This window comes from Halorubrum ezzemoulense, assembly GCF_004126515.1.
Lineage (GTDB): Archaea > Halobacteriota > Halobacteria > Halobacteriales > Haloferacaceae > Halorubrum > Halorubrum ezzemoulense.
In genome coordinates this window covers 515,694-534,477 of sequence record NZ_CP034940.1, presented here as the reverse complement: position 1 = coordinate 534,477, position 18,784 = coordinate 515,694, and the positions used below count along the sequence as shown (strand labels likewise).

Annotated in this window: 23 protein-coding genes and 1 pseudogene; 14 read left to right on the top strand and 10 right to left on the bottom strand. The window is 69.6% G+C overall.

All coding sequences use genetic code 11. The annotated features are described in order from the left end of the window. The first annotated feature begins 130 nt into the window (after window positions 1–130). Window positions 131–352, top strand: a complete 222-nt coding sequence (locus tag EO776_RS02625; RefSeq protein WP_094494408.1) for a DUF7556 family protein — start codon at window positions 131–133, stop codon at window positions 350–352. Window positions 353–408: 56 nt separating this feature from the next. On the opposite strand, the gene EO776_RS02620 is transcribed toward EO776_RS02625, so the two are convergent. From EO776_RS02620 to EO776_RS02610, 3 genes are all read right to left on the bottom strand, one after another. Continuing rightward, window positions 409–1,305, bottom strand: coding sequence for a ketopantoate reductase family protein (locus EO776_RS02620; protein ID WP_049931379.1), 897 nt, complete (start codon window positions 1,303–1,305; stop codon window positions 409–411). Window positions 1,306–1,387: 82 nt separating this feature from the next. Then, on the bottom strand, window positions 1,388–2,572 hold the full coding sequence (locus EO776_RS02615; protein WP_100050350.1) for a pyridoxal-phosphate dependent enzyme: 1,185 nt from the start codon (window positions 2,570–2,572) through the stop codon (window positions 1,388–1,390). Next, window positions 2,572–3,528 carry a succinylglutamate desuccinylase/aspartoacylase family protein gene (locus EO776_RS02610; RefSeq protein ID WP_094494406.1) on the bottom strand — a complete coding sequence of 319 codons (957 nt, stop codon included), beginning with the start codon at window positions 3,526–3,528 and terminating at the stop codon, window positions 2,572–2,574. The genes EO776_RS02615 and EO776_RS02610 overlap by 1 nt, the downstream gene beginning before the upstream one ends. A gap of 152 nt (window positions 3,529–3,680) precedes the next feature. Between EO776_RS02610 and EO776_RS02605 the strand changes: the two genes are divergently transcribed. Continuing rightward, window positions 3,681–5,873 (top strand): caspase family protein, encoded by a 2,193-nt coding sequence (locus tag EO776_RS02605; protein WP_129452354.1) that lies wholly within the window; start codon window positions 3,681–3,683, stop codon window positions 5,871–5,873. A gap of 7 nt (window positions 5,874–5,880) precedes the next feature. Here the strand turns inward: EO776_RS02605 and EO776_RS19585 are convergent, their stop codons facing one another. After that, a complete protein-coding gene (locus EO776_RS19585) occupies window positions 5,881–6,012 on the bottom strand; it encodes a DUF7503 family protein (protein ID WP_256948684.1) in 132 nt (43 codons plus the stop codon). 217 nt (window positions 6,013–6,229) lie between these two features. Between EO776_RS19585 and EO776_RS02600 the strand changes: the two genes are divergently transcribed. Both EO776_RS02600 and EO776_RS02595 read left to right on the top strand, forming a co-directional pair. After that, window positions 6,230–6,478: a hypothetical protein gene (locus EO776_RS02600; RefSeq protein ID WP_100050348.1), complete on the top strand. Its 249-nt coding sequence runs from the start codon at window positions 6,230–6,232 to the stop codon at window positions 6,476–6,478. Window positions 6,479–6,585: 107 nt separating this feature from the next. Continuing rightward, window positions 6,586–7,383, top strand: coding sequence for a helix-turn-helix transcriptional regulator (locus tag EO776_RS02595; RefSeq protein ID WP_089308061.1), 798 nt, complete (start codon window positions 6,586–6,588; stop codon window positions 7,381–7,383). Between the two features lie 225 nt (window positions 7,384–7,608). Here the strand turns inward: EO776_RS02595 and EO776_RS02590 are convergent, their stop codons facing one another. Further along, entirely contained in the window at window positions 7,609–8,142 is a 534-nt protein-coding gene (locus EO776_RS02590) for an inorganic diphosphatase (protein ID WP_100050347.1), read from the bottom strand. A 353-nt stretch (window positions 8,143–8,495) separates the two neighbouring features. Here EO776_RS02590 and EO776_RS02585 point away from each other — a divergent pair, with 353 nt between their 5' ends. Beyond that, the gene (locus EO776_RS02585) at window positions 8,496–8,846 is read left to right on the top strand and encodes a PadR family transcriptional regulator (RefSeq protein ID WP_049931372.1); all 351 of its coding nucleotides are present in this window, start codon (window positions 8,496–8,498) and stop codon (window positions 8,844–8,846) included. 105 nt (window positions 8,847–8,951) lie between these two features. On the opposite strand, the gene EO776_RS02580 is transcribed toward EO776_RS02585, so the two are convergent. Both EO776_RS02580 and rnhA read right to left on the bottom strand, forming a co-directional pair. Next, window positions 8,952–9,728 (bottom strand): DUF7108 domain-containing protein, encoded by a 777-nt coding sequence (locus EO776_RS02580; protein ID WP_233125179.1) that lies wholly within the window; start codon window positions 9,726–9,728, stop codon window positions 8,952–8,954. Beyond that, window positions 9,715–10,311 carry a ribonuclease HI gene (gene rnhA, locus EO776_RS02575; protein WP_049931370.1) on the bottom strand — a complete coding sequence of 199 codons (597 nt, stop codon included), beginning with the start codon at window positions 10,309–10,311 and terminating at the stop codon, window positions 9,715–9,717. The genes EO776_RS02580 and rnhA overlap by 14 nt, the downstream gene beginning before the upstream one ends. Window positions 10,312–10,423: 112 nt before the next feature. Between rnhA and EO776_RS02570 the strand changes: the two genes are divergently transcribed. The 6 genes from EO776_RS02570 (at window position 10,424) to EO776_RS02545 (ending at window position 14,951) form a co-directional block, all read left to right on the top strand. Next, window positions 10,424–10,849, top strand: a complete 426-nt coding sequence (locus EO776_RS02570; RefSeq protein ID WP_100050346.1) for a molybdopterin-binding protein — start codon at window positions 10,424–10,426, stop codon at window positions 10,847–10,849. A 30-nt stretch (window positions 10,850–10,879) separates the two neighbouring features. After that, complete coding sequence (locus EO776_RS02565) at window positions 10,880–11,218, top strand: P-loop NTPase family protein (protein ID WP_100050345.1); 339 nt, start codon at window positions 10,880–10,882, stop codon at window positions 11,216–11,218. A 30-nt stretch (window positions 11,219–11,248) separates the two neighbouring features. Further along, window positions 11,249–12,244, top strand: a complete 996-nt coding sequence (locus EO776_RS02560) for a transcription initiation factor IIB (protein WP_049931367.1) — start codon at window positions 11,249–11,251, stop codon at window positions 12,242–12,244. Between the two features lie 51 nt (window positions 12,245–12,295). Beyond that, the gene (locus EO776_RS02555) at window positions 12,296–13,222 is read left to right on the top strand and encodes a beta propeller repeat protein (protein ID WP_129452353.1); all 927 of its coding nucleotides are present in this window, start codon (window positions 12,296–12,298) and stop codon (window positions 13,220–13,222) included. Window positions 13,223–13,287: 65 nt separating this feature from the next. Continuing rightward, the gene (nreA, locus tag EO776_RS02550; protein WP_099288894.1) at window positions 13,288–14,613 is read left to right on the top strand and encodes a DNA repair protein NreA; all 1,326 of its coding nucleotides are present in this window, start codon (window positions 13,288–13,290) and stop codon (window positions 14,611–14,613) included. A gap of 62 nt (window positions 14,614–14,675) precedes the next feature. Then, on the top strand, window positions 14,676–14,951 hold the full coding sequence (locus tag EO776_RS02545) for a preprotein translocase subunit TatA (protein WP_100050343.1): 276 nt from the start codon (window positions 14,676–14,678) through the stop codon (window positions 14,949–14,951). 37 nt (window positions 14,952–14,988) lie between these two features. Here the strand turns inward: EO776_RS02545 and EO776_RS02540 are convergent, their stop codons facing one another. Next, window positions 14,989–15,285 carry a DUF7130 family rubredoxin-like protein gene (locus tag EO776_RS02540; protein WP_049931363.1) on the bottom strand — a complete coding sequence of 99 codons (297 nt, stop codon included), beginning with the start codon at window positions 15,283–15,285 and terminating at the stop codon, window positions 14,989–14,991. A 170-nt stretch (window positions 15,286–15,455) separates the two neighbouring features. Beyond that, window positions 15,456–16,454, bottom strand: a complete 999-nt coding sequence (locus EO776_RS02535; RefSeq protein ID WP_100050342.1) for a radical SAM protein — start codon at window positions 16,452–16,454, stop codon at window positions 15,456–15,458. Window positions 16,455–16,579: 125 nt separating this feature from the next. Between EO776_RS02535 and EO776_RS19735 the strand changes: the two genes are divergently transcribed. The 3 genes and pseudogenes from EO776_RS19735 to EO776_RS02525 all read left to right on the top strand — a co-directional run bounded on the left by EO776_RS19735 (window position 16,580) and on the right by EO776_RS02525 (window position 18,502). Then, complete coding sequence (locus EO776_RS19735) at window positions 16,580–16,837, top strand: DUF6517 family protein (RefSeq protein WP_394338229.1); 258 nt, start codon at window positions 16,580–16,582, stop codon at window positions 16,835–16,837. Between the two features lie 27 nt (window positions 16,838–16,864). Continuing rightward, window positions 16,865–17,301, top strand: a pseudogene (locus EO776_RS19730) (DUF6517 family protein). A 91-nt stretch (window positions 17,302–17,392) separates the two neighbouring features. Continuing rightward, the gene (locus EO776_RS02525) at window positions 17,393–18,502 is read left to right on the top strand and encodes a DUF373 family protein (protein WP_094580393.1); all 1,110 of its coding nucleotides are present in this window, start codon (window positions 17,393–17,395) and stop codon (window positions 18,500–18,502) included. Between the two features lie 51 nt (window positions 18,503–18,553). Here the strand turns inward: EO776_RS02525 and EO776_RS02520 are convergent, their stop codons facing one another. After that, window positions 18,554–18,736: a hypothetical protein gene (locus EO776_RS02520; RefSeq protein WP_094580392.1), complete on the bottom strand. Its 183-nt coding sequence runs from the start codon at window positions 18,734–18,736 to the stop codon at window positions 18,554–18,556. Between the last annotated feature and the right edge of the window lie 48 nt (window positions 18,737–18,784).

The window sequence follows — 18,784 nt, the reverse complement described above, 5'->3', positions numbered from 1 at the left end:
TCGGCGGATCGTCGTTCGGCGGGCGCTCCGCGGAAAGAACCGTCGGCAGAGCGTCCCCGGAATCTCCGATCCGACGGCCGAATTCGATCGCGTTCGCAACTCTTATACGTACTGTGAACTATTCACAACCATGTCACGGAGTTCCACTCCATGGGACGACCCGGACCCCGACCGCCGCCGGACTGCGCTCCCGACGGACCCGGCGCTCGACGCCGCCGACGCGCCGGACGTGATGGCGTCCGTCGACTCGTCGGCGTCGCGGCCGGAGTTCGTCATCGCGGACGTCTCGCGAGAGGACGCGTGGGTGTCGGTCGACGAGACCGACGCGACCGTCCTCAAGGAGTGGTGTTGAGCGCGTAGCCGTCGCCGAGCAGAGCCGCCGTCTCGTTTTCCCGAATCGGTCCCGCATTACCGGAGCCCGCGGGCCGCTTCCCAGCCGCGGATCAGTGACCCGACCGTCCGGCAGGTCGGCGCCGACACGCCGCGCCGGTCGCCCCGGTCGACGACCGCGCCGTAGATAGCGTCGACCTCTGTGCGGCGTCCGTTCGCCACGTCCTCGTACATGGACGACCGGTTCGCCGCGGTGTCGGTGGCGACGCGCTCGACGGCGTCGGCCGCCCGTTCGTCGGACAGGTCTACCCCGACCGCACGGGCGACGCGGGCCGTCTCGCGGGCGGCCTCGCGGGCGACCTCGCCGGCGGGGCCGTCGAGCGTCGGGCCGTTCGCCGTCCGCGCGAGCGCCGACGGTCCGTTGATCCCGGCGTTGACGGCGAGCTTCTCGAAGCGCCGGGCCGGCATGTCCTCGGCCACGACCGCCTCGACGCCCGCCGCGTCGAAGGCGGCGCCGACCCGCGCGGCCTCGGGGCTCGCGCCGCCGGAGAGCGCCCCGACGACGACCTCGCCGACGCCGGTACAGGTGACGCGGCCCGGCTCGGCGAACCGGGCACCGTAGCTCGCGGTGCCCGCGAGGACCGTCGCGTCGAGCGCGGCGACCAGGCGCTCCTCGGTGAGGCCGTTCTGGAGCGAGCAGACGGCGTCGTACTCGCCGGTCGCGAGCGCGCGAGCGGCCGCGTCAGTGTCGTACGCCTTCGTCGTGACCAAGGCGAGGTCGGCTCGCCGGTGCGTCGCGTCAGTGAGCGCGCGCGGCGCGACCCGGGCGTCGACCTCGCCGTCGATCCGGAGCCCGTCCTCCCGAATCTCCCGCATGTGCGGGTCGCGCCCGACGAGCGTCACGTCGTGTGTACGCGCCAGCAGCCCGCCCACGAGGCTTCCGAGCGCGCCGGCGCCGTAGACGAGCACCTCCATGCGCAAAGGGAGGGGCGCCGGTAGAATAGTGGTAACGGTGAGGTCGGTCCGCCTCGCCCGAGAGCCGACGACCCCGCTCGCCTCAGCCCTTCAACCCGCTCCCGGTCAGCGGGACGACCACGTCCTCGTCCGGGCGGATCTCGCCGCGCTCGCGGAGGGTCCGCAGCGCCGCGGGCGCGACCGCGCAGGTCGGCTCCGTGTAGAAGCCGGCGGCGTGGAGGCGGTCGAGTTCGCGCGTCGCGGCTGCCTCGGTGACCGCGAGCGCGTCGCCGCCGGTGGCGTCGATCGCCGCCCGGATCTGGCGGTCGCGGACCGGCTCGGCGATCTGGATCCCGTCGGCCGCGGCGTTGACCGTCCCGTCCGGGTCGGCGGCGTCGGGGCCGCGGAGCGCTCTGACGATCGGCGCGACGCCGGCCGCCTGCGCGCCGTAGAGGCGGGGGACCTCGTCGATCCAGCCGGCCCGTTCGAGCCGACGGAATCCGCGATAGGCGCCGAGGAAGAGCGTCCCGTGGCCGAGCGGCGTCACGACGGCGTCCGGGGCGTTCCAGTCGCGACGGAGCGCGATCTCGTACGCGACCGTGGCGGTGCCCTCGAAGAACGCCGGGTTCCAGGCGTGGCTGGCGTACCAGGCGCGTTCGCGGTCGTCGAGCGTCGCGACGCACGCGTCCGTCACGTCGCCTCGGCTCCCCTCGACCCAGACCGGCTCGGCGCCGGCGCGGCGGATCGCGCGGAGCTTCGACTCCTTGGCGTCGGCCGGGACGTAGATCTCGGCCGCCATTCCGGCCCGGGCGGCGTATGTCGCGATCGCGGCGCCCGCGTTGCCGGAGGAGTCCTCGACGACGCGCTCGACGCCCAGCTCGCGAGCCCGCGTCAGCGTCGCGGTCGCGCCGCGGTCCTTGAACGAGCCGGTCGGGAAGACGTACTCCAGCTTGAACGACGCGTTCCACGGTGCGACTTCGCTCCCCGCGTCTCCCGAGAGCTCGCGGCCCGCGTCCGCGTCGACGAGCGGGGTCATCCCCTCGCCGAGCGTCACCCGGTCGCGGGGGTCGTCCCCGGCGGCGAGCAGGTCGTCGAACGCCCACAGGCCGTCGCGCGCGTCGAACGATTGGGGGTCGGGCGCGGGACCGTCCGGAACCGGGGGATCGGCGAAATCGAGGGGTTCGCCGCACCGACAGCGCCAGCGGTCGCGGTACGTCTCGCCGCACGCGGAACAGCGGAGTCGCCGGGGGTCTCGCCCCCTCGGCGACGGAGCGTCGGGAGCGCCCATCAGTACGTGTCGACGTTCGTCCCGATCGAGCAGACGTACTCCCCCGCGGCCACCTGCGGGAGCCGGCGCGTCCGCCAGAAGATGCCGTCGGTGTCGGCCGTCACGCGCCCCTCCAGCGCGCCGAAGGTGTCGGTCACCTCGAAGAGGACGTCGCCCGCGGAGACGCGCTCGCCGAGCTCGCACTCGAAACGGACCAGGCCGCCGGCGGGCGAGCCGTACTGATCGAAGCCGCGCGCCCGAGTCTGCGATTCGAGCGCGGCGTCGCCGTCGAGGAAGCCGTAGTGGCGGAGCACGTTGAACACGCCCTCGACGCCGTATCGGATCGACTCCTCGTCCCAGCCGACGCAGCCGCCGAGCTCCGGGTCGACGGTCGGGATGCCGTGCTCCGGGCCGGCCCGCGCGAGCTGGCCGTCCGGGCCCTTGATGTCGAGGACGTGCCCGCAGCCGAACGCCTTCGCGAGCTCCAGGCAGTCGCCGTGGAGCCGGTGGCGGACGCCGCAGCGCACGCGCGTCTCGTTTATCATCCGGCTCGTCGACCCCTGGTGGAGGTCGAGGATGTAGTCCGCGCGCTTGGCGATCTGGAACGTCTCGTGGGCGATCCGCTCGCTCGTCGTCCCGTCGGCGTCGCCCGGGTACCCGCGGTTCATCTTGCGGTCGTCGACCGGGTTCCGGTGTTCGGCGGCCTGGAACGCGAAGTGGTTCACGATGCCGACGACGAGGACCGAGCCGGACAGCTCCGCCGGGTCGAGCCGCGGAACGACGCGGTTGACGACGCCCAACCCGTTCAGCTCGTCGCCGTCGCTCACCGCCTGGACGTACAGCGTCGGCCCGTCGGCCGCGCCGTTGATCGCGGCGACCGGCAGCCGGACGGGGCTCCCGTCTCGCATCTCCCCCACCTCGAGACGGCCCGTGTCCGTCTCGCCCGGAGAGGCGCGGGCCGTTCCCAGCGTTATCATTACGCGAAGGTGGGGCGGCCGGGACTTTATCCGTTCGGTCCGCGGCGATCCGACCGACACAACCTTTATCGCCGCTTTCGCTCAACGGACTGGTACCACCCCCGCGGCGTCGGTCGCCGTCTCCCCGACCGACGGCCGCGGTGAGCCCGCTAATGAGTATCGACATCGACCCGCTGCGCGAGACCGACGGGATAACCGTCACCGACCACATCGAGAACACCCAGTTCGAGGTGTACACCGACCGGCCGGTCGACCCGCGCCGGCGTCCGGAGTCGGACCACTACTTCCCGGTCGACGCCAGCGTCGCAGTCGAGACCGGGGCGATCGAGATCCCGCGGGTCGCGGTCGTTCAAGCTCGTGACGCTGACGGGGTACTGTTGACCCGGGGCGACTGCTACGAGATGCCACGGGACACGTACCACGTCGGGATCGACCCCGCCCCGACGAAACTGTACCTCACCTTCGATGCCGGGTTCTCCGTCTCCACGACCGACCGGACCACCCGGATCGATCTCGACACGCCGGGCACCGTCGGGCTCGGCTTCCGGTCGCTCCACCAGACGCCGGCGGGGACGATCACCACCCCCACGGACCCGGAGTCGCTGATGGACGCCGTCTCCCTGCTCGGCTCCGCGCTTCAGACGACGAGCCCGGAGCGGTCGTTCCCCACTCTGCGGGGTCACCCACCGCTGATCGAGCCCGCCGAGGAGTTCCGCGTCCCGGAACGTGTCGAACCCGTCGAAAGCGGCGTTCGGATCGTCGTCCCGCCCGAGTACCGGTTCCTCTACCCGGTCGTCTCGCTGGCGTACTACTTCGCGGCCGACGTGGTTCCCGGCGACGCCCCGCGGATCGAGGGCGACGGCTGGACCTACCCGCTCGAACCGGGGTTCGAGGAACGGACCGCGCGGGTGCTCCGACAGTCGTTCCACATGGACTGTCTCGCCCGCACGGAGGGATTTTACCCGGTCGACCTCCACGAGCGCGAGACGACGGGCCTCGACCTCGACTGGAAGCGGCTGTACAACCTGCCGCTCGCGGAGCGACTCGGCGAGTACCTCGAAGTCCCCTTCGAAGATATCAAGCCCGAACTGCCGCAGTGGACACTGACGACGGACGTCCGTCCCGACCCGGAGAACGTGGAGATGCTCCCGTTCGTCGCCGGCGAGCTGTCGATTGTCCGCTCGCCGGAGACCGTCACACCGGTTGACGACGACGGCGGTGTCGGCGTCGGCTTCTTCGGCGGCGCGGACCGAAGCCCGTCGGCGGCCACGAGGCGAGAGGTCCCGGTCGGCGGCGTCGCGCCCGACGGCGGCGCCCTCGGCGACGCCGAGTTCGTGCGCGGCGGCGCGAGCGCTGGCGCCGAGAGCACGGCCGACACGAGCGCGGGGACTACCCGCGGCGCCGACGCCTCCGCCGAACGCGGCGGCGTCTCGGCCCAGACAGAGTTCGTCCGACCGGAGCCCGTCGACACCGTCGAGCACGCGTGGGTCGGCGACGGCGTCCCGCTCGACGCGAACAAGGCGACGCTCGACGCGTACCACCGCCGGCTCGAAGCGGGTCAGGTCGAGCAGTCGCGCATCTCCGTCCTCGTCGTCTGTAACGACGAGCAGATGCGAGAGGAGGGGAACGTCGCCGACCTCTACGGGCTCCGCGACATGGTCCAGTTCGACATCGAGGTGCGCCACGACCTCACGCGCACGGAAATGCGCGAGACCCTCGAATCCGACGTGGACTTCCTTCACTACATTGGGCACGTCGACGACCGCGGGATGCAGTGCGCGGACAGCTACCTCGACCTGACGGACGAAGACCTCGAAATCGGCGTCAGCGCCTTCCTGCTCAACGCCTGCCAGTCCTACCAGCAGGGCGAGGCCTTGGTCCACCGCGGCTCGCGCGGCGGCATCGTCACCCTCTCCGACGTGGCGAACTCGCCCGCGACGACACTCGGTCGGATCATCGCCCGCCTGATGAACAGCGGGTTCAACCTCCGCACCGCGCTTCACGTGGCGAAGCGCGAGCTGATCACAGGGCACCAGTACATCGTCGTCGGCGACGGGGGAACGACGATTTGTCAGAGCCGGAGTGGAATTGCCGTTGTTATTGACATAAAATCGAATGATGAGTCATTGGACTTCAAGATGTGTGCCTTTCCGAATGGCCCCTACGGAGTTGGCAGTCTATATGTTCCAAATATAACTAACACGACAAAAAACTATGTCGTACCCTCAAACGCGGTGTTCAATTCTGTAAGTGACAATCAAGTCCGAGAGTCACTTGAGTTAGAGACAGTCCCTGTTTTTTATAATGGAGAACTTGACTGGAGTGACAATTTGAACTTTTTATAGGCTTCTATTACGGACCCGGGTCCGCTGCAGCGATATTCGCCGCCGCGGGCGCCGCCTGCGTCAGCAGCAGCAGCGCGGTGAACAGGACGCCGGCCATTTTCGGGTGCTCTGCCACGTATTCCGCCACACTTTCGTGCATATTCGAAAAGTATCAGGATAAATAAATATTAAGATTGTTCTGCGGTTGTATTATAGAGATATTTGAAGTATAAATAGTTTGTATTAAATTGACATGGCCGCTGAACGCCGAGAAATCGCTCGTTCTGCTCCGATCGACAGCGGCTGAGAACCGGCGCGGTCGCGGGATCCACCGAGGACCGCGTTTTTTCACCGCGCGGCGCGGAAAGGACGGTGCCATGACCGACATCGAAGCGGCGATCCAGGAGGCGTTCGAGCACACGGAGTACGACCTCGGAAACGTCGCGGTCAACCGCCGACAGGTCCGCGTACCGGTGATTCAGGAGGGCGCCGATCCCGACGCGCTCCGGGCGGTGATCGAGGAGGCGCTCGGGGCGGACGCGCTCGCGACCGTGACCGTCACGACGGAACGTATCGCCGGCGAGGACACCGTCGGCACCGTCGTCTCGTTCCGCCATCGGGACTGAGCCGACTGAGGGGCGATTCAAGGGCCAAACGGGGGATTCGGCTCGGACACTTCCGACCGCGACGCGGTACGGTTAACAGGGCGGTACCCGTACACACGGATCACACGATGAGGGCCGAGGACGGACACGACGGCGCACAGTACCTCGCCGGCTCGCCCGTTCGGGTCGCAATACTCCGGGCGCTGCGCGACGACCCGCGGCGCCCGGCGGAGTTGACCGACGCGGTCGACGCGACCCGAACGACGGTCCAACGGATCCTCGGCGGGTTCCGCGAGCGGGACTGGGTGGTGAAACGCGACGCCGCCTACCGGGTGACGCCGACCGGCGAGCGCGTCCACGACGCCTACGAGACGCTCCTGACGGAGGTCGAACGCGGCGAGCGGTACGGCGGGTTCGCCGAGACCCTCGAACGGGCCGGCGTCGACTTCCCGCCGGAAGGGATTCCCGACAGCGACATCACCGTCGCGTCCGAGAAGAACCCCCTCGCGGTCGTCGACCGGCTGACGGAGCTCCTCCACGAGAACCACGGCGGCGAGATCCGGGCCGTCTCCCCGGTCGTCATCCGGCAGTTCAACGACGCGGCGGCCGCGGCGCTCGACGACGGCGCGAACGTGGAGCTGATCATCGACCGCGACGCGGCCGACACGTCGGTCGCGGAGTTCGAACCCGCGACCGACCGCGCGCTGGACGACGACGCCGCGGAGGTGTACGTCAGCGCCGAGCCGATCGAGTACGGGCTCTTCCGCTGCGGTGACGTGGCCTGCGTGGCCGCGTACGACGAGCAGAACAACCCGCGATGCGTCATCGAGTCGACCGACGACGCAGTCGTGGACTGGGTCGACGACGCGTTCGCGTCGCTGCGAGCCGACGCGACGCGGCTCTCGACGGTCGTCGAGCGCGCCTGAGAAGAGACGCAGAGGTCGCTACGCGTCGTCGCCGTCCTCGGCCGCGTCGTCGGCGTCGTCGTCCGGGTCGAAGTTCGCGGGAACGACCGTCGGGTGGTCGATGCCGACGGAGGGCGTGGTGGCGCTCATGGCTCTATTAGATGCTAGGCGAACGACACCCTAAAAATTACCCATAGGCATAACGCATCCGTGTGCGGACGTCGGATGCGCTACAGTTATACAGCGTTACGCGATCTGTTCGTCGTACAGGTCCTGCGCGTGTTCGATGGCGTCCTTCGCGGCCTGTTTGTCCTCCCAGCCGAGCGTTTCGACCTCCTTGCCGGCCTCGAGGTTCTTGTAGGTCGCGAAGAACTCGTCTATCTCGTCGAGGGTCTGCTGGGGGATGTCGTCGAGGTCCTCGATGTGGTCGAATCGGGGGTCCTCGGTCGGCACCGCGATCACCTTGTCGTCCTGCTCGCCGTCGTCGTCCATCTTCATCAGCGCGACGGGGCGGGCCTCAACGACGCAGCCGGGGAACGTCTGGTCCTCGACGAGCACCATCACGTCGAAGGGGTCGTCGTCGTCGTAGTACGACTGCGGGATGAAGCCGTAATCGTACGGGTAGTGGACGTTCGAGTGGAGCACCCGGTCTAAGACGACGCCGGGAATGTCCTTGTCGTACTCGTACTTGTTCCGCTCGCCTTTGAGGCACTCGACGACGGCGTAGATCTCGTCCGGCGCGTTCGGTCCCGTCTCGAGATCTTCCCAGAGGTTGGCCATGTGCCTGATGATGGGTGGATGTCGGGCAAAGTCCTTTCGGGATCGCACGGGCGCACGCCGTCCGAAGCCGTCCGGAGTCGTCATCGGCGGATCGGGCATCACCGGCCCGGAGCGGGCCGAGCGCCGGATTTGGGGGTTTCGATCGGACGCCGAACACCAATTCTGGCTGACGGATCGTCGGCGTACCAGCGGACGCGGAATCGATCGGTCGAACGCCCCGAGCCGCCGGATCGAACGCGCATCCACCGAGAGAGCGCGCCTACCGACGCACTCGGATAAATCCGGGAAGTGACGCATCGCAATGATAGTGACTGTTGAGAAGGATTATAAGTTCGAGCGCCCTCCCTACTACCATGTCAGAGGCACAATCAGTCCCTGATGAGTCGACAGCCGCGAGCGATCTCACCGCGTTCCAGCAGAACATCCTCAGTATCCTGGCCGAGGAGCCCATGTACGGTCTCGCCATCAAGCGGGAGCTCGAGGCGTACTACGGCTCCGAAGTGAACCACGGTCGCCTGTACCCCAACCTCGACGACCTCGTCGACCACGGGCTCGTCGAGAAGAGCGAACTCGACAAGCGGACGAACCAATACGAGCTCACCGACGCGGGCCACGACGTCGTCCTCGACCAGATCGAGTGGGTCCTCGACCGGTTCGTCACCGACGAGGAACGCGCAGACGAGGTCCGGGCGCTGCTCGAGTAACGAGATCCGGACGCGACGCCGGCGCGACGAGCGGCACCGAACACCGAACGAACATTTTGGCACACGGCGCGGCGAAAGCCGCGTTCTCTTTCCGCTGAGTCGCCGCTACGTCGAATGGTCGTCTCCGCGACCGCCGGCCTCGTCGCCGCCGTCAGCGCCGTCGGGATCGGCGGCGCCCGCGTCCGCGGCGGGACCGTCGACCCCGGCCGCGACCGACTCGATCACCGACAGCGACTCGTCGACCGCGGCGAGCTGCTCGTCGGTCGGCCAGCCGTTGCGGACCAGATACTCCTCTCGGAACTCGGTACGCATCGCCGGCGTGGCGTCGTCGACGGGGCGGACGTAGTGGTTGCTCATGAACGCCGCGAACGTCTCGGCGGTCCGGGCGTGGACGTCCGCCTCCCGCTCGGCGACGGCCTCGGCGACCGCCTCGTTGTACGCAGCCACCTCGCGGTAGCGGTCGGCGTCGCCGGGGCCGGACAGCGACACTTCGACGGCGCGCTCGGTGTCCTCGACGCGGTCGAGCTGGACGGTCCCGTCGTCCATCCACTCGTCGGGGTACAACACGAGCGCGTCGTCCTCGTCGCGGACGCGCGCGGTGTAGCCGTACTCGGCAGCGAGGGCGTCGCGCCGCTCCCGGTACTGGTCGGCCGCCTGCTCGATCTCCGGCGTCGGCTCCGCGGACTCGGCCTCGCGGGCGAGCCGCGTGAGCCGCTCCGCCTCGTCGACCGCCTCGACCGGGACGTCCGGGACGCGCTCGTCGTCGGGTTCGGGCGTTTCCGCGGTCGCGGAGTCGTCCGCCCCCTCGCCCGCCGCCGCGTCCATCATCTCCCGCGCGCGCTCCTTCGCCCACTCCGGCGGTTCGTCGTCAGTTCGCGTCATCGAGTGCCTCGTTCGCCAGATCGTCGGCGCGTTCGTTTATCTCCCGCGGTACGTGCGCGATCGACCACCGGTCGAACCGCTCCAGCAGCTCCCGGGCCCGGACGCGACGCTCGCGGAGTTCCGGGTCGTTGGTGTTCCACTCGCCGCGGACCTGCCTGACGATCAGCTCCGAGTCGCCGCGGACGTCGATCGCGTCGAAGCCGTACTCGTCGGCCGCCTCCAGCGCACGGACCAGCGCGGCGTACTCGGCCTGGTTGTTCGTCGCGCGGCCGATCGGCTCGCCGCCCTCGGCGACGACCCCGTCGGACGTGACCAGACACCAGCCGACCGCGGCCGGACCGGGGTTGCCGCGGGAGGCGCCGTCGAAGTAGACGTGCGCGCGCCCGCCGCCGTCGCGCAGCAGGGCGGTCAGGCGGGTGGGGTCGCTCCCCTGGACGACGACCTTGTCGTCGTACGCGACCGCGACGGCCCCGTCGCGGTCGGCGCGCCACCGCTCGTGTGGCGTGTTGCCCTCGTCGATCCGAACGCCCGCGTCGGCGAGGCGCTCGCGCGCGGCGGCCGGGTCGCAGTCGATCGTCGGCATTCGGCCGGACTCCGCGCTCGCCGGACAAAGGGCTGTCCGTCCGCCGCCGGAAAAAAGCCCGAACGGATGAGGCGCAGCCGACACGGGCGGTGCGTCCCTCGATCACGACGCGATGACCGCGTCGGACGTCGAGTCAAACCTGCTGGCGTCGCTCGACGCCGTCCGAGAGCGGTGCGGCACGGTCGTCGTCACCTGTCGCTACCGGTGCGCGACCGGGTCCGAGTTCGGCGGCGAGTGGCGCGGCGTGCCGGTCGGGCCGCTCCTCGACGGGGCGCCGCCGGATACGACCCACCTCCGCGTCGAGTCCGCGGACGGGTACCGCGCGCACGTCGCGGTGCGAGAGGCGCTCGACGCCGTCGTCGCGACGGAGCGCCTCGACGGCCCGGCGGACGGCCTCCCGCGGCTCGTCGGCCCGGGATTCGACAGTTCGCAGGCCGTCAGGGACCTCGCGGCGCTCGCGCCGGTCGCGCTCCCGCCCGACGCCGACCCCGTGCCGGGGACCGTGGGCGGAGACGGGTCGGAGCCGGGCGGCGAGTGAAACGCGAGGGCATAGACCGGGTACCGACGCATGAGTCCCGCGACGCGAGACGCTGGCGCGACGGACGGGTCCGCGGCCGGAGAGTCGCGGGCGGCCGACGACGCGCGGGGAATCGACCGCACCCTCCTGACCGTCGTTGGCGTCGCGGGCCCGCGCGGGTCGGGGAAGACGTCGCTGATCGAGCGACTCGTCGACGCGTTCGCCGCGGTCCGCGAGGCGGTCGACGCGGTCGATCCGCCGGAGTCGCTTGACCGACTAGACGGGCCGGGGGGCGAACCCGCGGCGTCTGGGGGGCGTTCCGACGAATCCGCGTCCGACTGGACGTCGCACGAGGGTATGGCAACAACCCACACGGTAACGAACTTTTAAGTTAAACGGATTGGATAGCATATAAATGCGATGACACGGCCCACCCGGCAACGGGATCACGACCGGCAGCGCGTGGGGGACGAGGACGCCGAGGAAGACGAGATCGACGTCGAGGCGATCGAAGACATCGACGAACTGGACCCCGAGGACTTCGATCCGGAGGATCTCACTCGGACGGCCGACGGGGAGCTGATACACGAGGAGACGGGGATGATCATCGAAGACGAGCAGATCGATCCCGGCCCGGAGTGGCGGGCGTTCAACCACTCGGAGCGGCAGGAGAAGTCGCGCGTCGGCGCCCCGACGACGAAGACGATGCACGACAAGGGGCTGACGACGACGATCGACTGGAAGGACAAGGACGCGTACGGGCGCTCTATCTCGTCGAAGAAGCGCTCGCAGATGCACCGACTGCGAAAGTGGCAGGAGCGAATTCGAACCAAGGACGCGGGCGAGCGCAACCTCCAGTTCGCGCTCTCGGAGATCGACCGCATGGCGAGCGCGCTCGGCGTCCCGCGCTCGGTGCGGGAGGTCGCCTCGGTCATCTATCGACGCGCGCTCAACGAGGACCTGATCCGCGGCCGCTCCATCGAGGGCGTCTCCACCGCCGCCCTCTACGCCGCCTGCCGCAAGGAGGGCATCCCCCGGAGCTTGGAGGAGATTTCTGAGGTGTCTCGTGTCGACCGAAAGGAGATCGGCCGGACGTACCGCTACATCTCCCAGGAGCTCGGGCTGGAGATGCGGCCGGTCGACCCGAAGAAGTACGTCCCGCGGTTCTCCTCGGAGCTGGAGCTGAGCGAGGAGGTCCAGTCGAAGGCGAACGAGATCATCGAGACGACCGCCGAGCAGGGGCTGCTCTCCGGGAAGTCCCCCACCGGCTACGCCGCCGCCGCCATCTACGCCGCGTCGCTGCTCTGTAACGAGAAGAAGACCCAGCGCGAGGTCGCCGACGTGGCGCAGGTCACCGAGGTCACCATCCGGAATCGGTACCAAGAGCAGATCGAGGCGATGGGGATCCACAGCTAACGGCCCCGCGGAAGCGGCACGGTTTTTCTCCTCGACGTTCAATCGCGAGACATGCTGGTCTGCGGAACCCACCGCGGACTGTATCGGCTCGACGGACCGCACGACGACCCGACGCGGACGGCCGAGTGCGGCCGCGTCCACGAGGTCGCACCGAGCGGCGACGCGCGGCTCGCCGCGACCGCCGACGGGCTGTTCCGGTCGCCGGACGGCGAGGACTGGCGACCGCTCGACGGCCCGGACGACCCCGTCTCCGTGCTCGCCGGCCCCGAGACCGTGTTGGTCGGGACCGGCGACGCCGACGTGCTGCGCGCGCGACCGGCGACCGACGGGTGGCGCTTCGACCCGGTCGGCGACCTCGGCGCGCACCCGCACGGCGACCGCTGGCGGGACCGCGCGCCGAGCGGGGCGCCGAGCGTCAGGACGCTGGCCGTCCACCCGGACGACGGCGTCCTCGCAGGGTTAGAGCCCGGCGGCGTCTACGCGTTCGCTGGCGACTTCTGGCGGCGGTACGGGGAGGGCGTCCACGACGACGTCCACGACCTGCGCGTGCTCGGTGACGGGGGCGTGGTCGCCGCCACTGGGAACGGGCTCTATCGGACGGACGGCGGCGACCGGTGGTACCGGCTCGATATCGACTTCCGCGACTTCTGGGCGAACTACTTCCGGGAGTCGGTCGTCCACGACGGCCGCCTCTACGCCAGTGCGAACCGCTGGGGACCGGAGGCGCCCGCGGGCGTGACCCTCTCGGCGGCCGCGGGCGACCCCGCGTTCGACGCCGTCGCCGATCCGTTGCCCGCCGCCGATCCGGCGTTCGCGATCTCCTGGGCGGTCGTCGACGGGGCGCTCGTCGGCGGGACGATGCGGGTCGACGAGGACGGGTTCGCGCCCGAGACGTCGGCCCCGCTGATCCGCCGCGAGGGCGACGAGTGGACCCTCGGGGCCGAACTCCCGGCCGGCGTCACGTCGCTCTCGACCTGACCGTCCCGCGCCGCGGGGCCACGGCGGCGACACCGTCAAGTCCGACTCGCCCCTACGGTCGGCGAATGCGGCTCGACGAGTTCATCGAGTACGAGGCGAACGAGCGGGCCGAGCGGCGGCGCCTCGCGAGCGAGAAGGACTACGGCATCCTCGATCATCTCGACTCCTTCGAGCGGCGCTTCGACGAACACGTCTCCGACGACGCCGTCGTCGGGAGCGTCTCGCCGTCAATCTTCGTCGGCCGCGCCGACTACCCGAACGTCTCGACCGGCCTGCTCTCGCCGGTCGGCCGCGAGGAGCGGGCCGAGGCGTTCGAGACCTCCGCCGCGTGGTACGAGGAGGGCGTCTCCATCTCTGACGTGTTCGACCGTCGGACGAGCCTGCTCAACTCGACGCGGGGGGTCGACGTGGCGGATGCGGGGGCGAGCGGCGGGGTGAAGTCGGTCGGCGGAGGCGGACCGGCCGAGAGCGTTCACGACGCGTGGGACGGTTGGCTGGGCGTCCAGCGCGAGATCGCCATCGCGGACCGGCCGGTCGACGTGGAAATCGGGCTCGACGGCCGGCCGGACCTCGACTTCGAGGTCGGCACGGAAGACATCAAGACGCCGACCGGGCCGCGCGCGGCGGCGCGCACGGCCGACCTCGGCGAGAACCCGCACGTCCCGCGGCCGGTGAAGAAGACGCTCGAAGACGACGACTGGCGCGCGGAGGGGGCGATGACGTACCTCTACCGCCGCGGGTTCGACGTGTACGAGATCAACACGATCCTCTCGGCGGGGGCGCTCGGGCGCGGCGAGAACCGTCGGCTCGTGCCGACGCGCTGGTCGATCACGGCCGTCGACGACACGGTCGGCCAGTTCCTCCACGGGTCGATCCGCGACAACCCGGCGGTCGATCGGATCGAGGTCCACCGCAACGAGTACCTCGGCAACGCCTTCTGGGTGATCTTAGTGCCGGGGCGGTGGGAGTACGAGCTCGTCGAGATGAAGTCGCCCGGGTCGATCTGGAACCCAGACCCCGAAGCGGGGGTTTACCTCGCGGCCGCGAGCGAGGGCCGCGAGGGACGGACCGGCTACGTCGAGGAGACGGCGGGCGCATACTACGCGGCGCGGCTGGGCGTCTTGGAACACCTCGACGACCGCGGCCGGCAGGCGAAGGCGCTCGTCGTGCGCCACGTCTCCGACGACTACTGGGGTCCGGTCGGCGTGTGGCAGGTGCGCGAGGCCGTCCGCGACGCCTTCGAGGGGGAGCGGGGGACGGCGGAGACGTTCGGCGAGGCGGTCCGCGGCGTCGCCGACCATCTGCCCGTCTCGCTCGGCCGGCTCCGCCGGAAGTCGACGCTGGCGGCGGGGCTACAGGCGAACCTCGCGGACTTCGTCGACGCGGAGTGAACCGGCGGGCGAAGGGCCCTCGCCGCCGATCCGTTTTAGTCGCGGGCCCGAGTGGGCGGCGTATGGTCCCTCTCGCCCTCGCGTTCGGCGGCGTCCCCGGCGGTCCGGAGCTGGTGATCGTCCTGATAATCGCCGTCCTCCTGTTCGGGGTCCCCCTCGTTCTCGTCGGGGGAGCGGTGCTCTACCTCACGACTCGGTCTGACGACGGGTCCGAGGACGGTGCGTCCGGAGCGGGAGGGCCCGACGCCGAGCGGATCGCGGATCTGGAAGCGGAGGTCGAGCGGCTCCGCGAGAAGGTGGATGACGGGGCGCACGAGGAGGAGAGCGAGCGGGCCTGAGCGGCGCCGCCGCGTCGACGCACTCGCGGCGCGTCGATCAGTCCTCTGCCCAGTAGTACAGTTGCTCGCGCGGCGCGTCGCAGTTCGGGCAGTTCGCCGGGAGCTGGTCGCCGATCTCGCCCATCTCGCCGCACTCCCAACAGCGCCACATCACGTACGCGGTGCCGAACACGTCCCTGGCGTCGGTGAGCGCCAGCGTGTCGGTGCTCGACGGCGACGCGACGTAGAAGCCGTCGTCGTCGACGCCGCGGATCGACCCGAGCCGCTCGCCGTCCTCGTTGTACACCGCCTGTCCGATGCTCACGTCGGCGAATACGGGTTCTTCCGAGGCCATACGCGGCAATAAGTGCCGGTAGTACATAAGTGTGGTACCAAATGTCACGAAGCGTAGCGAGGAGAGTGGCGGCGAGGGGGCCGGAGCGCGGCCTCGGAGTCGGGACCGGCGGGACAAGCGATTCAACCGGAACAGGAGGTGCGACGGGGGTGGGGAGTCGGCGGAACCGGTCAGGCGACCGGCGTGCGCTCGACGACGGTCCCGTCGACGGTCGGGTACTGTTCGACGATCTCGCCTTCGTCGAGGTCGCCGTCCTCGATCATCTCCTCGAGGAGCCACCACGCGACCTCGACGTGGTTCGACTTGACGGTGTAGAACTCCTCGGGCACGCCGAGCGCCTCGAACCGCTCGGGGTCGGCGAACGCCTTCCCGTAGACGAGCGTCCCGTCGTCGGTCACCTCGTCGAACTCGCGGCGGATGTTCTTCGCCATCCGCTTGAGGCGGTTGCGGTGTTGGGCGGCGTCTTTGAACACCGACGTACAGAAGTACACCTTCTCGTGGCTCGCCATCTCTTCGAGGATGGCGTCGTCCTTCGACCCCTCGACGGCGGACATGTGGCCCTCCTGTAGTTCGAAGCCCTCCTCTTGCATCCGGCGGTAGTTCCCGTCGGACATCTCGAACTCGTTGATGTTACAGAACTCGGCGGCGCCCTCGTCTAAGAACTCCAAGAACTCCGGCTCCGCGCGGATGCCGGGGATCTCGAAGGCGGGGGTGAGCCCCTCCTCGCGGGCGATGTGGAGGATCTCCTCCCACTCGGTGCCGTGCATGTCGCCCCACATCTCCAGCGGCGGGTGGAAGCGGATCTCGTTGAGGCCGGCCTCCGAGAGGCGGCGCATGTTCTCGCGGCCGCCCGTGATGCCCGTGTAGAGGTGGGTGTGGTGGTCCTCGCCGAACTCGTCTTTCAGCAGTTCGAGGTACCGGGTCGTCTTCGCCATCGCCTCCTGCGGTTCGCCGCCGGTGATCGAGGTGCCGAGCGCGCTCATGCGCTTGGCCTCCTCGATCACGTCGGAGTCGGACTCGACCTTCCGCTCGTTGGCGTACACGTCGGTGACGTTCTTCCGGTTCTCTCCGAGGGGGCAGTAGAAGCAGTCCCGCTGGTCGCAGTAGCCGTAGACGAAAAGCACCATCTTCCCGCCCTTGGCGCACTGTTCGCAGCCCTTGGAGATCATCTACCCCATCCTACCGGCCGCGGCCTCAAAAAGCGTCCGAACCGCGCGCTCCCGAGAGAGCCGTTGGCACGGCGGAGCGGCACCGAACACGAAGTATCTACCCCCGCACGGTGTCAGTAACGGCCATGAACCGGAACCCGAACGCCGAGAACGCCGCGGAGAACAGTAACGCGAGCGACGCGGTCACCCGTCGCCGGGCGCTCGCGGCCGGCGGTGCGGTCGGCCTCGCAAGCCTCGCCGGCTGTACCGCGCTCGACGTCGCGACCGGCGACGGGCCCGCGGAGTTCGCCGCCGGCACCGCGACGGTGGCCGACGCGACGCTCTCGGAGAGCGGGTACGAGCTCAACGAGGTGTCCGACGAGACGATCTCTCGAGAGGTCTAGGCGGCCGGACAGACCCGAGAGGTTCGGGTGACGAACACCGTCGCGGAGTACGACAAGGCGGTCGAACTGCTCGGCGAGCGCTGCCAGGCCGCCGTGTTCGCCGCGGTGACGACGCCGCAGATAGAGGTCCTCGGCCGGGCGCTCAACCCGATCGCGGAGATGGGAACCCACGAGCGCGCCGAGCTCATCCTGAGCCGCTTCGAGAACGCGGCGGCTTGGAGCGCGGCTCGGAGTACTCGACGAACGTCCTCGACACCGACGCGGCGGTCGTCGTGTATACGGTCGACGGGGAGGTTGAGGGGACGGGCGTGACCACCGAGCTGGAGCTCCACATCGGCGAGCCGGTCGGCGTTGAGGACGACTTCGTCCTCCCGCTGGCGGCGTACCCGGCCGCGTTCAGCGACGGCGAGAACGTCCGCCGGATGATGAACGGGGTTGAACACGAGCCGACCGACGAGAGCTGACGGCGAGGCGACGTAGTCGGCGGATCGCGTACGACGCGGAGGGGCGACGCGAGCCGAAAACATATGTCGTCCCCTCGCGTAGCCCCGTTCGATGCTGCTCGTCCTCTGCGTCGACCTCGACGACGACCTCGGCCGCAAGACGGGGATCCCCACGCCCGTCATCGGTGACGAGGACGTCACCGAGGCCGCGGTCGCGCTCGCGACCGCCGACCCCGAGGACTCCGACGTCAACGTCCTCTTCCAGGGCGTCAACGTCCACGATGAGCTGGCCGCCGACGGCGAGGGCGTCGAGGTCGCCGCCGTCACCGGCGTCGACGGTCCCGACGTGAAGGCGAACCGCGCGGTCGGCCAGGAGGTCGACCGCGTGCTCGCCGAGCTGTCGACCAGCGAGGAGGTCTCCGCGGTCGTGATCACCGACGGCGCACAAGACGAGTCGGTCCTCCCCGTGATCCGGTCGCGGATGCCGATCGACGGGATGCGGCGCGTTGTCGTCAGACAGGCGCAGGACCTTGAGTCGCTGTACTACACGATCAAGCAGGTCCTCGCCGACCCGGAGACCCGCGGCACGATCCTCATTCCACTCGGCGTCCTGCTGTTGATCTACCCGCTCGTCGTGGTCGCAAACCTCTTCGACGTGGCGGGGGCGGCCGTGCTGGGGATCCTCTCCGGCGCGGTGGGGCTCTACTCGCTGTTCCGCGGGCTGGGGCTTGAAGACAGCGTCGACGGCGCCGCGGAGAGCGTCCGGAACGTCCTCTACACCGGCCGCGTGACCCTCGTCACCTACGTCGTCGCGCTCGCGCTGGTCGTCGTCGGCGGCGTACAGGGAGTCGAGACCGTCGACGCCGTCGGCGGGGTTCAGGGGAGCTCGCTCGCCGCCGGCACCACCCTCGCCGCGTTCGTCCACGGCTTCGTCCAGTGGCTCGGCGTCGCGGGCGTCACCTCCAGCCTCGGGCAGATCACCGACGAGTACCTCGCCGGCCGGTTCCGGTGGCGCTACCTCAACGCCCCCTTCTACGTGGTCTCCATCGCCGTCGTGCTGTTCGCGGTGTCGGGGTTCTTCCTCCCGGACGCGCCGGGCGTGACGGCGCTCGGGCTCTCGGAGCTGGCGATGGCGCTCGCGGCGGGGACGCTCATCGGCGTGTTGAGCACGCTCGCGTTCGCGGTCGCCGAGTCACAGCTCCCGTCGGCCGAACCGGTGTGACGCCGCCACGGCGGCGCCGAGGGCGATCCGCGGCGCCCGCCGCCGGACGGGTCAGGCCGGGCCGGTCTGCCAGCCGATGAATCGGTCAAATCCGTACGTGAACCCGAGGGACAGCGCGGCGAACACGACCCAGCGAAACACGTCGAACGCGCCGGTGAACGCGAGGACGTTGAAGACGTACGAGAGCGACGCTCCGACGAATCCGGCGACGAGGAGGGTACGGCGGTCGTCCATGGGGTCCGCTCGACGCTCCGCAGGTTAGCCCTTCTGTCGGGAAACCGC

What these genes read in the sequence shown, in the direction of transcription:
- EO776_RS02595 (WP_089308061.1), top strand. Translation starts at nt 6,586, where the DNA reads ATGAGGGCCGAGGACGGACACGACGGCGCACAGTACCTCGCCGGCTCG.
- EO776_RS02580 (WP_233125179.1), bottom strand. Translation starts at nt 9,728, where the DNA reads ATGACGCGAACTGACGACGAACCGCCGGAGTGGGCGAAGGAGCGCGCG.
- rnhA (WP_049931370.1), bottom strand. Translation starts at nt 10,311, where the DNA reads ATGCCGACGATCGACTGCGACCCGGCCGCCGCGCGCGAGCGCCTCGCC.
- EO776_RS02585 (WP_049931372.1), top strand. Translation starts at nt 8,496, where the DNA reads ATGTCAGAGGCACAATCAGTCCCTGATGAGTCGACAGCCGCGAGCGAT.
- EO776_RS02570 (WP_100050346.1), top strand. Translation starts at nt 10,424, where the DNA reads ATGACCGCGTCGGACGTCGAGTCAAACCTGCTGGCGTCGCTCGACGCC.
- EO776_RS02625 (WP_094494408.1), top strand. Translation starts at nt 131, where the DNA reads ATGTCACGGAGTTCCACTCCATGGGACGACCCGGACCCCGACCGCCGC.
- EO776_RS19585 (WP_256948684.1), bottom strand. Translation starts at nt 6,012, where the DNA reads ATGCACGAAAGTGTGGCGGAATACGTGGCAGAGCACCCGAAAATGGCC.
- EO776_RS02600 (WP_100050348.1), top strand. Translation starts at nt 6,230, where the DNA reads ATGACCGACATCGAAGCGGCGATCCAGGAGGCGTTCGAGCACACGGAG.
- EO776_RS02545 (WP_100050343.1), top strand. Translation starts at nt 14,676, where the DNA reads ATGGTCCCTCTCGCCCTCGCGTTCGGCGGCGTCCCCGGCGGTCCGGAG.
- EO776_RS02620 (WP_049931379.1), bottom strand. Translation starts at nt 1,305, where the DNA reads ATGGAGGTGCTCGTCTACGGCGCCGGCGCGCTCGGAAGCCTCGTGGGC.
- EO776_RS02560 (WP_049931367.1), top strand. Translation starts at nt 11,249, where the DNA reads ATGACACGGCCCACCCGGCAACGGGATCACGACCGGCAGCGCGTGGGG.
- EO776_RS02590 (WP_100050347.1), bottom strand. Translation starts at nt 8,142, where the DNA reads ATGGCCAACCTCTGGGAAGATCTCGAGACGGGACCGAACGCGCCGGAC.
- EO776_RS02565 (WP_100050345.1), top strand. Translation starts at nt 10,880, where the DNA reads ATGAGTCCCGCGACGCGAGACGCTGGCGCGACGGACGGGTCCGCGGCC.
- EO776_RS02520 (WP_094580392.1), bottom strand. Translation starts at nt 18,736, where the DNA reads ATGGACGACCGCCGTACCCTCCTCGTCGCCGGATTCGTCGGAGCGTCG.
- EO776_RS19735 (WP_394338229.1), top strand. Translation starts at nt 16,580, where the DNA reads ATGAACCGGAACCCGAACGCCGAGAACGCCGCGGAGAACAGTAACGCG.
- EO776_RS02525 (WP_094580393.1), top strand. Translation starts at nt 17,393, where the DNA reads ATGCTGCTCGTCCTCTGCGTCGACCTCGACGACGACCTCGGCCGCAAG.
- nreA (WP_099288894.1), top strand. Translation starts at nt 13,288, where the DNA reads ATGCGGCTCGACGAGTTCATCGAGTACGAGGCGAACGAGCGGGCCGAG.
- EO776_RS02535 (WP_100050342.1), bottom strand. Translation starts at nt 16,454, where the DNA reads ATGATCTCCAAGGGCTGCGAACAGTGCGCCAAGGGCGGGAAGATGGTG.
- EO776_RS02540 (WP_049931363.1), bottom strand. Translation starts at nt 15,285, where the DNA reads ATGGCCTCGGAAGAACCCGTATTCGCCGACGTGAGCATCGGACAGGCG.
- EO776_RS02610 (WP_094494406.1), bottom strand. Translation starts at nt 3,528, where the DNA reads ATGATAACGCTGGGAACGGCCCGCGCCTCTCCGGGCGAGACGGACACG.
- EO776_RS02605 (WP_129452354.1), top strand. Translation starts at nt 3,681, where the DNA reads ATGAGTATCGACATCGACCCGCTGCGCGAGACCGACGGGATAACCGTC.
- EO776_RS02555 (WP_129452353.1), top strand. Translation starts at nt 12,296, where the DNA reads ATGCTGGTCTGCGGAACCCACCGCGGACTGTATCGGCTCGACGGACCG.
- EO776_RS02615 (WP_100050350.1), bottom strand. Translation starts at nt 2,572, where the DNA reads ATGGGCGCTCCCGACGCTCCGTCGCCGAGGGGGCGAGACCCCCGGCGA.